Source organism: Mesorhizobium sp. M7A.F.Ca.CA.001.10.2.1, assembly GCF_003998575.1.
In the GTDB taxonomy this organism is placed as follows: domain Bacteria; phylum Pseudomonadota; class Alphaproteobacteria; order Rhizobiales; family Rhizobiaceae; genus Mesorhizobium.
The window spans coordinates 1-8,540 of the sequence record NZ_RZQY01000223.1 but is presented as its reverse complement, the minus strand read 5'-3'; the positions used below and the strand labels follow the sequence as shown (position 1 = coordinate 8,540).

The window sequence follows — 8,540 nt, the reverse complement described above, 5'->3', positions numbered from 1 at the left end:
CCTCCCCCTTGTGGGGAGGGGTTAGGGGTGGGGGTCAGCGCCGCCAGAAGGTCCATCTAGGCTCTCCCCTCCGCCCCGGTCATCATCAAGCCGAGCCGCGCTATCGTTGCATCGGCGCTGTCGAGCGTGCCGACGATGCGGCCCTCATACATCACCGCGATGCGGTCGCAGAGCACCAGCAGCTCTTCGAGATCCTCGCCAATGACGATGATGCCGCAGCCTTTGGTCCGCATGTCGAGGAACTTTTCATGGATGAAGCGGGCGGCACCGATATCGAGCCCACGCGTCGGCTGCGAGACAACAAGCACCTTCGGATCGAAGGCAAGCTCGCGTGCCAACAACGCCTTCTGCAGATTGCCGCCGGACAATGCGCCGGCCCGGGTCATCGGTCCGGGGCATCTGATGTCATAGGCCTTGATTTGTTCTTCAGCGAAAGCGCGGATCGCATGCGGCTTGAGCAGGCCTTTGCTGCTGAACGCCGCGGTGCCGATGCGCGGCAACACCATCGAATCGGCGAGCGGCAGGTTGGTCACCAGTCCGGTCGTCATACGGTCTTCCGGGATACGTCCGAGCCCGAGCGCCTGCACCTCGCGCGGCGAAAACCGTGAGACTTTTTGGCCGGCAATCGTCATCCGGCCGGCATCGGGCGCCCGCACGCCGGAGATCACCTCCGCCAGCGCCCGCTGGCCATTGCCCGACACCCCGGCAATGCCGAGGATTTCGCCGGCACGAACGGCAAGCGATATGTCGCGCAGCGCCGTGCCGGAATGATGCGAGGTTGAGATACCGTCGAGCGTCAGCACATCAGCACCCGGCGCCGATGGTCCCCGCGCCGGCGGCACGATCTCATGGCCGCACATCAGTGTTGCCATCTCCGAGGATGTCGTGTTGGCCGGGTCATCGACGCGGCCGGCAACGCGGCCATGCCGCAGCACCGTGCAGCGATGCGTCAGCGCCCGCACCTCATTGAGCTTGTGCGAGATGAAGATGATGCCGAGACCTTGCGCCGCCATAGAACGTAACGCCGAAAACAGCCCGTCGACCTCGCTTGGCGCCAGCACCGCTGTCGGCTCGTCGAGGATCAGCAGCCTGGCGCCACGAAACAGAGCCTTGACGATTTCGAGCCGCTGCTGCTCGCCGACCGACAGCGCCGAGACCGGCAGGTTCGGGTCAAGCATCAGCCCATGCTGGCGGCCGATCTCGGCCAGCCGCGCCAGCCCGCCGGCGCGGTCGATCCGTCCTGTCTTGCCGGGAATGCCGATCAAAAGATTTTCCAGCACAGTCAGCCGCGGCGCGAGGTGAAAATGCTGGTGCACCATGCCGATGCCGGCGGCCAGCGCATCGGCGGAACTGGTGATCCGCACCGGCTTGCCCTGGATGAGGATTTCCCCAGCATCGGGCGCATAGGCGCCGAACAGCACATTCATCAGCGTCGTCTTGCCGGCGCCGTTCTCGCCCAGCAACCCCAGGATCTCGCCGGGTGCCACGCTGAGATCGACGGCCTCGTTCGCCTTGACGGCGCCGAAGCTCTTGGTGATGCCGCGCATTTCGATGAGGGGGGCGGGCAAGGGCAAGGATGCTCCTGATCGGAGTTGGCTTTGCGGTTCAGCTTTGATTGAGAGGGATGCGCTGCACCCCCCTCTGGCCTGCCGGCCATCTCCCCCTCAAGGGGGGAGATCGGATGTCATTTCGGCTTTCGCCAATTTTCTACGCCGAAGCAGGAGTGCCGCCGACAAAGCCGCCAATCTCCCCCCTTGAGGGGGAGATGTCCGGCAGGACAGAGGGGGGGCGCCTAGCACCAACCCCAAAAGCCAGAGCGTCAATCCGAAACCGGCGTATTCTCGTCCACATCCACCCGGAAATTGCCTTCGAGGATCTCGGCCTTCTTCTTCTCGACCAGCTCCTTGACGTCCGCCGGCAGCGTCTTGTCGAACTTGTGGTAGGGCGCCAGATGCGAGCCGCCCTTGGCCATGCGCGAGAAGTCGCCATAGTCCTGCGCGGTGAAGACGCCGGCCCTGACCAGTTTGATCGCCTGCTCGACCGTCGGATACATGTCCCAGACCGGGCCGGTGATGACCGTGTCGGGGCCGAGGCTCGACTGGTCGGACATGTTGGAGATGGCAAGGATCTTCTTGTCCACCGCCGCTTCGATGACGCCGAAGCGCTCGGCATAGATGACGTCGACACCGGCGTCGATCTGCGCGAGCGCCGCTTCCTTGGCCTTGGGCGGATCGAAGAAGGAACCGATGAAGGCGACCTTCTTCTTGATGTTGGGATTGACCTCCCTGGCGCCGGCGAAGAAGGCGTTGACCAGCCGGTTGACTTCCGGAATGCCCATCGCCGCGACGGCGCCGATCGTGCCCGACTTCGACATCTTGCCGGCGATCAATCCGGAGAGATAGGCCGGCTCGTGGATCCAGTTGTCGAAGACGCCGAAATTGGGTTCCGCCGGGCCGGCGCCGGAGCCGAACAGCCAGGCGGTCTTCGGGAATTGCTTGGCTGTGCGGCGCGATTCACGCTCGGCGGCGAAGGCATCGCCCAGCACCAGCTCATAGCCGCCTTGCGCATATTCGCGCATGACGCGGCTGAAATCGGCGGTCTGCACCTTCTCGGACCATTTGTATTCGATGCCGAGTTCCTTCTCGGCCCTCTGCAAGGCGACATGGATCTGGTTGTCCCACGGCTCCTCGATCGGCGTGGCGAAGATCGCCGCCACCTTCAGCTTCTTGTCCGCCGCGAAAGCGGCGCCCGGCAGCATCGCAGCTGCCAAACCAAGCGCGCCCAGCTCCAGCACATTGCGTCGCGAAAGCCCTTCGCGTTTTATCTGCGATTTATTGTTCCGGTTTTCCATTGCATTCCCCTCTGTTCGACAGCCGTGTCGAGCCGGCTGTTCGTGAAAATGTCAGACGGGGAAGTATGGAACGACGCCAGACTTTTGTCCACGTGGTCAAATTTGAACCGCGCACCGGATTCTTGATCTTAGCCGGCCAAGCAAGGGCCGCCGATCAAACCCGTTCCAGCGCGATCGCGATGCCCTGGCCGACACCGATGCACATCGTGGCAAGCCCATAACGGCCGCCACGTTCGCGCAGCTCCAGCGCCGCCGTGCCGGAGATGCGGGCACCCGACATGCCCAGGGGATGGCCAAGCGCGATGGCGCCGCCATTCGGGTTGACGTGTTCCGCATCCTCGGCAATGCCAAGCTGGCGCAGCACGGCTATGCCTTGCGAGGCAAAGGCTTCGTTGAGCTCGATGACATCGAACTGTTTTGGCGTCAGGCCAAGCCGCGCGCAGAGTTTTTGCGTCGCCGGCGCCGGGCCGATGCCCATGATGCGCGGCGCCACACCGGCGGCAGCGCCGCCGAGAATGCGGGCGATCGGCGTTAGGCCATATGTCTTCACCGCCGCCTCGGAAGCGACGATCAGCGCCGCCGCCCCGTCATTGACGCCGGAGGCATTGCCGGCCGTTACCGTACCGCCTTGCCGGAACGGCGTCGGCAGCTTGGCCAGCGTCTCGACCGTTGAGCCAGCGCGGGGATGCTCGTCCTTCGAGATGACCACCGGATCGCCCTTGCGCTGCGGGATCGTCACCTCTGTGATTTCCTTTGCCAGCCTTCCATTGGCTTGCGCGGCGACCGCCTTGTCCTGGCTGCGTACGGCAAAGGCGTCCTGGTCGGCGCGTGACACCGAAAAATCCTCGGCGACGTTCTCGCCGGTTTCCGGCATCGAATCGACGCCATACTGCTTCTTCATCAGCGGATTGACGAAGCGCCAGCCGATGGTGGTGTCGTAGATCTCGGCATTGCGCGAGAACGCCGTGTCGGCCTTGGGCATGACGAAGGGCGCGCGGCTCATCGATTCGACGCCGCCCGCGATCATCAATTCCGCTTCGCCCGCCTTGATGGCGCGAGCGGCTATGGTCAGCGCATCCATGCCGGAGCCGCACAGGCGGTTGACGGTCGAACCTGGAATCTCCTTCGGCAGACCTGCCAGCAGCAGCGCCATGCGCGCCACGTTGCGGTTGTCCTCGCCGGCCTGGTTGGCACAGCCATAGACGACGTCGTCGACAGCCTGCCAGTCGATGCCGGGATTACGCTCGGCCAGCGCCCTCAGCGGTATCGCGCCAAGATCGTCTGATCGTACCGAAGACAGCGAACCGCCGAAGCGGCCGATCGGAGTGCGGATGTAGTCGCAGATATAGGCCTCGGCCATGTCATGCAGCCTTTGCTTTTCCGGTTCCCTCATGCGCCGCCTTGGTGCGGGCCTGCAGGTCGCGCAATGTCTTGAGTTCGAGTTCGCTTGGCGCCGGTGTTTCGTCAAGCGCCTCCGCGAACTTTACCACCCAGCCACAGCTCTCCTGCACCTGCTGGCGCGTGACGCCGGGATGCAGCGACACGACAGTGAATTCCTTGCTCACCGGGTCCGGCTTCCAGATGGCGAGATCGGTGATCAGCAGCGTCGGGCCGGCGGTGTCTATGCCAAGCCGTTTTCGATGGTCACCACCCTCGCCATGGCCGAAGGAGGTGAAGAAGTCGATCTTCTCGACCATGCCGCGCTTGGTCTGCGCCATGGTGATGTAGATCTCCTTCGACGACGTCGCGATCTCCGGCGCGCCGCCGCCGCCGGGCAGCCGGGTCTTGGGATGGAAATAGTCGCCGATGATGGTGGTGTTGATGTTGCCGAATTTGTCGAGCTGCGCCGCACCGAGGAAGCCGATCGAGATGCGGCCGCCCTGCAGCCAGTAGCGGAACATCTCAGGCACCGCGACGGTGGTGATAGCGGTCTCGCACAATTCGCCGTCGCCGATCGACAGCGGCAGCACGTCAGGCGCGGTGCCGATCGTGCCGCTCTCGTAAATCAGGGTGATGTCAGGCGCATGCGTCAGCCGCGCCACATTGCAGGCGGCCGATGGCGCGCCGATGCCGACGAAGCAGACATCGTCGTTGCGCAGCGCGCGGCTGGCGGCGATGGTCATCATCTCGTTGGGGGTGAATCCCGGATTGTCGCTCATGCCGCTTTCCTCAAATGCTCGACCCGGGCCGCGAAATCGTCGGCGCTCTTCTCGATCACGTAGGCCTGCATCCACGCCTGGAATTTCTCGCGGTCGGCGGCGATCTCGTCCCATTCGAGATAGGCCGCATTGTCGCGCGCATAGTAGCCGTGCGCGTAGGACGGATGCGAGCCGCCGGGCACGACCGATATCGCCGCGATCGTCCAGCGCGGCAGCACGGTCAGATTGGGGTGCGGATCGTCGAAATTGTCGACGACTTCCTCGACGGTCACCACAGCGCGTTTGGCCGCCAGAACCGCTTCCTTCTGAATGCCGATGATGCCCTCGACCAGCACATTACCTTTCCTGTCGGCCTTCTGGGCATGGATGAAGGTGACGTCAGGCCGGATCGAAGGGACAGCGGCCAGCACCTCGCCGGTGAACGGACAGGTCACCGACTTGATATTCGGGTTGACCGCCGCGAGGCCAGCACCGCGATAGCCGCGAAACACCGCGCAGGGCAGGCCGGCAGCACCCGCTTCATAGGCATTGGCCATGCCGGCATGGCTGTGCTCCTCAATTTCGAGTGAGCGCGGAAAGCCGTTCTCGATGGCATCGCGGGCGCGCCGCAGCAGGCCGACGCCGGGATTGCCGACATAGGAGAAGACGATTTTCTTTGCCATGCCCATGCCGATCATCTGGTCGTAGATCAGGTCCGGCGTCATGCGGATCAGGGTCAGGTCGCGAAAACCCTGGCGGATCGCCTCATGCGCCGCCGCCGTCGGGATCAGATGGGTGAAGCCCTCGAAGGCGACGGAGTCGCCATCTTTCAAATTCTCGGCCACGGCCTGTTTGAGCGGCAGGAACTTGACCATCGCATCGGCTCCGGGTTTCAGAAAGTTCGTATTGCGAACATATGTTTTGTATGCGATACTTTCTACGCTGAGCGAGGGCGAGGAGTCAATCCTGACGCCGATGCCGTTCCGCGGAGACAAGATGGACGAAGCGGCTGTTTCCCGTGATCATGTCGGCTCGCTCGATCGCGGCCTCGCCGTCATGGAGATCCTGGCCCGCCATCCCTCGGGCATGACGCTGACAGAAATGGCGGAGGAAGCGGGCCTCACCCGCGCCGGCGCCCGCCGCTTCCTGCTGACACTCACCGCCACCGGCTATGCAACACAGGCCGGCCGCGTGTTCTCGCTGTCGCCGCGCCTGCTGACGGTTGCCCGCACCTGGCTCGGCGGCGCCTCGCTATGGGCCTTCGCCGCGCCCATCATGCGCTCTGTGGCAGCACAACTGAACGAGGCCTGCTCGGCGGCCATCCTGTCGGGTGAGGATGTCGTCTATGTCGCCCGCATTCCCGGCCGCCGCATCCTCAGCGTGTCGCTCGACGTCGGCACCAGGCTGCCGGCCTACTGCACCTCGATGGGACGCATCCTGCTTGCCGGCCTGACATCAGGGGAATTGGACGCATTCCTCGGTCAGGCGACCATCGAGAGACGGACACCGAAGACGATCACCGATATCAGGCTGCTGGCCGGCGCCATCGGCAAGGCGAAGGCCGACGGCTTTGCCATCGTCGATGAGGAACTGGAGCTCGGCCTGCGCTCGATCGCCGTGCCGATCCGCGACCGGGCGGAGCGCACAGTGGCGGCCATCAACGTCTCGACGCAATCGGCGCGGTTTTCGGTGACGGAGATGGAGCGGGAGATACTGCCGGTGCTGGTTGAGGCCAGGCAGCGCATCGAGGATTTTTTTGTCGTCTAATCAATCGCCCGAAAACTCTTCAAACGCCAGCGCCGCCCCTCATTGCCCTGCCGGGCATTTCTCCCCGTATAGTGACGGGGAGAAAGTAGCTGGCGCAACGCCATCGCCTTTCCTGCAACATTGGCGATACCGGCGACAACAGCGTCCCTCGCCCCGTTGACGGGGAGAGGATGCCGGCAGGCAGGTGAGGGGCAGTGCTAACGTCGACAATTGCCTCTGATCAATGCTTGATACGATCCCGCATCGCGTACCATAGCATCCCCAGCACATAGAGCGGCCCACGCAGCGCCGTGCCGCCCGGGAACGGCATCGGCGTCAGCGTCGAGAACAAGTCAAGCCGCGAGGCATCGCCAGTGATCGCTTCGGCCAGCAGCTTGCCCGACAGCGTCGACAGGATGACGCCCTTGCCGGAATAGCCATGCGCAAAATAGACCTCGCCATAGTGCCCGATGTGCGGCAGCCTGGATGTCGTCACCGACACCAAGCCGCCCCAGGCCTGATCGATGCGGCAGCCCTTGAGCTGCGGAAAGGTCTTTTCCATATGCGGCCGCACGAAGCCGGCAATATCGGCCGGCGGTGACGGCGTGTAGCGTTCGCCGCCGCCGAACAGCAGGCGTCCATCCGCCGACATGCGGTAGTAATTGACGACGAAGCGGGTGTCGGACACCGCGACATTGGCCGGGATGACATTGCGTGTGCCCTCCAGCGGCTCGGTGGCGACGATGTAGTTGCCGACCGGCATGATGCGGCTGTTGACGCGCGGCTCCAGCCCGTTGAGCAGAGCGTCACCCGCCAGCACGACATGTCTGGCCCGGACCGATCCCTTTGCAGTCGAGACCCGGATCGAAGGCTCGCGCTCCAGTTTCACCACCACCGAATTCTCGTGGATGATGACGCCGACCGCAACTGCCGCACGGGCAAGGCCCAGCGTGTAGTTCAGCGGATGCATGTGGCCGCCGAGCGGCTCGTACATCGCGCCATGGTAGGATGTGTCGACCTTGGCTCGGGCTTCCGCCGCCGACAGGATCTCGGCATGCGGAAATTTCATCACCGTGGCCAGACACTCGGCCTCTTCCTCGAGATCCCTGAGGTCGGAGCCATTGACCGCGCCGACCAGATGGCCGGTCAGCCTGAGATCGCAATCGATGGCGTGGCGCTCAATGATATCGAGCACCAGCCCGCGTGCCTCGAAGGCAAGATCGAACAGCACCTTTGCCCGCTCCGGCCCGTAGAGTTTGACCAGGCCCTTGGCGCCCTTGCGCAGGCCGGGGATCATCTGGCCGCCATTGCGGCCCGACGCGCCCCAGCCGATCTTGCCGCCTTCGAGCAGCACCACTTTCACGCCGCGCTCGGCGGCGTGAAGGGCGGCTGACAGGCCGGTGCAGCCGCCACCGACGACAACCAGGTCGGTGTCGACGTCGCCGACCAGCGCCGGATGGTCCGGCGCCGGATTGGCGGTGGCGACATAATAGGATTTGGCGATATCGAGGCCCGAATTGAAACCCGTTGAACTGGAAGCCATGTTCACACCTTCAGCAGAAGGTGGTCGCGTTCCCAACTCGTCACCACGCCCTGGAACAGGTCGAGCTCGACGCTCTTGACGCGCAGATAGGTCTGGAAGAAATCCTCGCCGAGCAGTTCCCGCACCGGCTCACATGCCTCGAAACGATCGAGCGCCTCCTCCATCGTTTTCGGCAGCGTGCTCTTGATCTTGTAGGCATTGCCCGACGCTTCGGCCGAGCGCGCCAGTTTCTGTTCGACGCCAAGATAGCCGGCAAGCAGCG

General features: G+C 64.0%; 7 protein-coding genes and 1 pseudogene. 1 reads left to right on the top strand and 7 read right to left on the bottom strand.

Annotation, left to right across the window (positions count from 1 at the left end; genetic code table 11):
• Nucleotides 1-56 precede the first annotated feature (56 nt).
• The 5 genes from EN964_RS16135 to EN964_RS16110 form a co-directional block, all read right to left on the bottom strand.
• Nucleotides 57-1,568 carry an ABC transporter ATP-binding protein gene (locus tag EN964_RS16135; protein WP_127268260.1) on the bottom strand — a complete coding sequence of 504 codons (1,512 nt, stop codon included), beginning with the start codon at nt 1,566-1,568 and terminating at the stop codon, nt 57-59.
• Between the two features lie 251 nt (nt 1,569-1,819).
• On the bottom strand, nt 1,820-2,851 hold the full coding sequence (locus tag EN964_RS16125; protein ID WP_127268261.1) for a BMP family protein: 1,032 nt from the start codon (nt 2,849-2,851) through the stop codon (nt 1,820-1,822).
• 154 nt (nt 2,852-3,005) lie between these two features.
• Nucleotides 3,006-4,211, bottom strand: coding sequence for a 3-oxoadipyl-CoA thiolase (gene pcaF, locus EN964_RS16120; RefSeq protein WP_127268262.1), 1,206 nt, complete (start codon nt 4,209-4,211; stop codon nt 3,006-3,008).
• 1 nt (nt 4,212) lies between these two features.
• Nucleotides 4,213-5,010, bottom strand: a complete 798-nt coding sequence (locus EN964_RS16115) for a CoA-transferase subunit beta (RefSeq protein WP_127268263.1) — start codon at nt 5,008-5,010, stop codon at nt 4,213-4,215.
• Nucleotides 5,007-5,864: a CoA transferase subunit A gene (locus EN964_RS16110; RefSeq protein WP_127268264.1), complete on the bottom strand. Its 858-nt coding sequence runs from the start codon at nt 5,862-5,864 to the stop codon at nt 5,007-5,009. The genes EN964_RS16115 and EN964_RS16110 overlap by 4 nt, the downstream gene beginning before the upstream one ends.
• 121 nt (nt 5,865-5,985) lie before the next feature.
• Between EN964_RS16110 and EN964_RS16105 the strand changes: the two genes are divergently transcribed.
• The gene (locus EN964_RS16105; protein WP_127268265.1) at nt 5,986-6,756 is read left to right on the top strand and encodes an IclR family transcriptional regulator C-terminal domain-containing protein; all 771 of its coding nucleotides are present in this window, start codon (nt 5,986-5,988) and stop codon (nt 6,754-6,756) included.
• A 220-nt stretch (nt 6,757-6,976) separates the two neighbouring features.
• On the opposite strand, the gene EN964_RS16100 is transcribed toward EN964_RS16105, so the two are convergent.
• A complete protein-coding gene (locus EN964_RS16100; RefSeq protein ID WP_127271818.1) occupies nt 6,977-8,278 on the bottom strand; it encodes an FAD-binding oxidoreductase in 1,302 nt (433 codons plus the stop codon).
• A 2-nt stretch (nt 8,279-8,280) separates the two neighbouring features.
• Nucleotides 8,281-8,540: pseudogene (locus tag EN964_RS16095) on the bottom strand (glutamine synthetase); the annotation flags it as partial.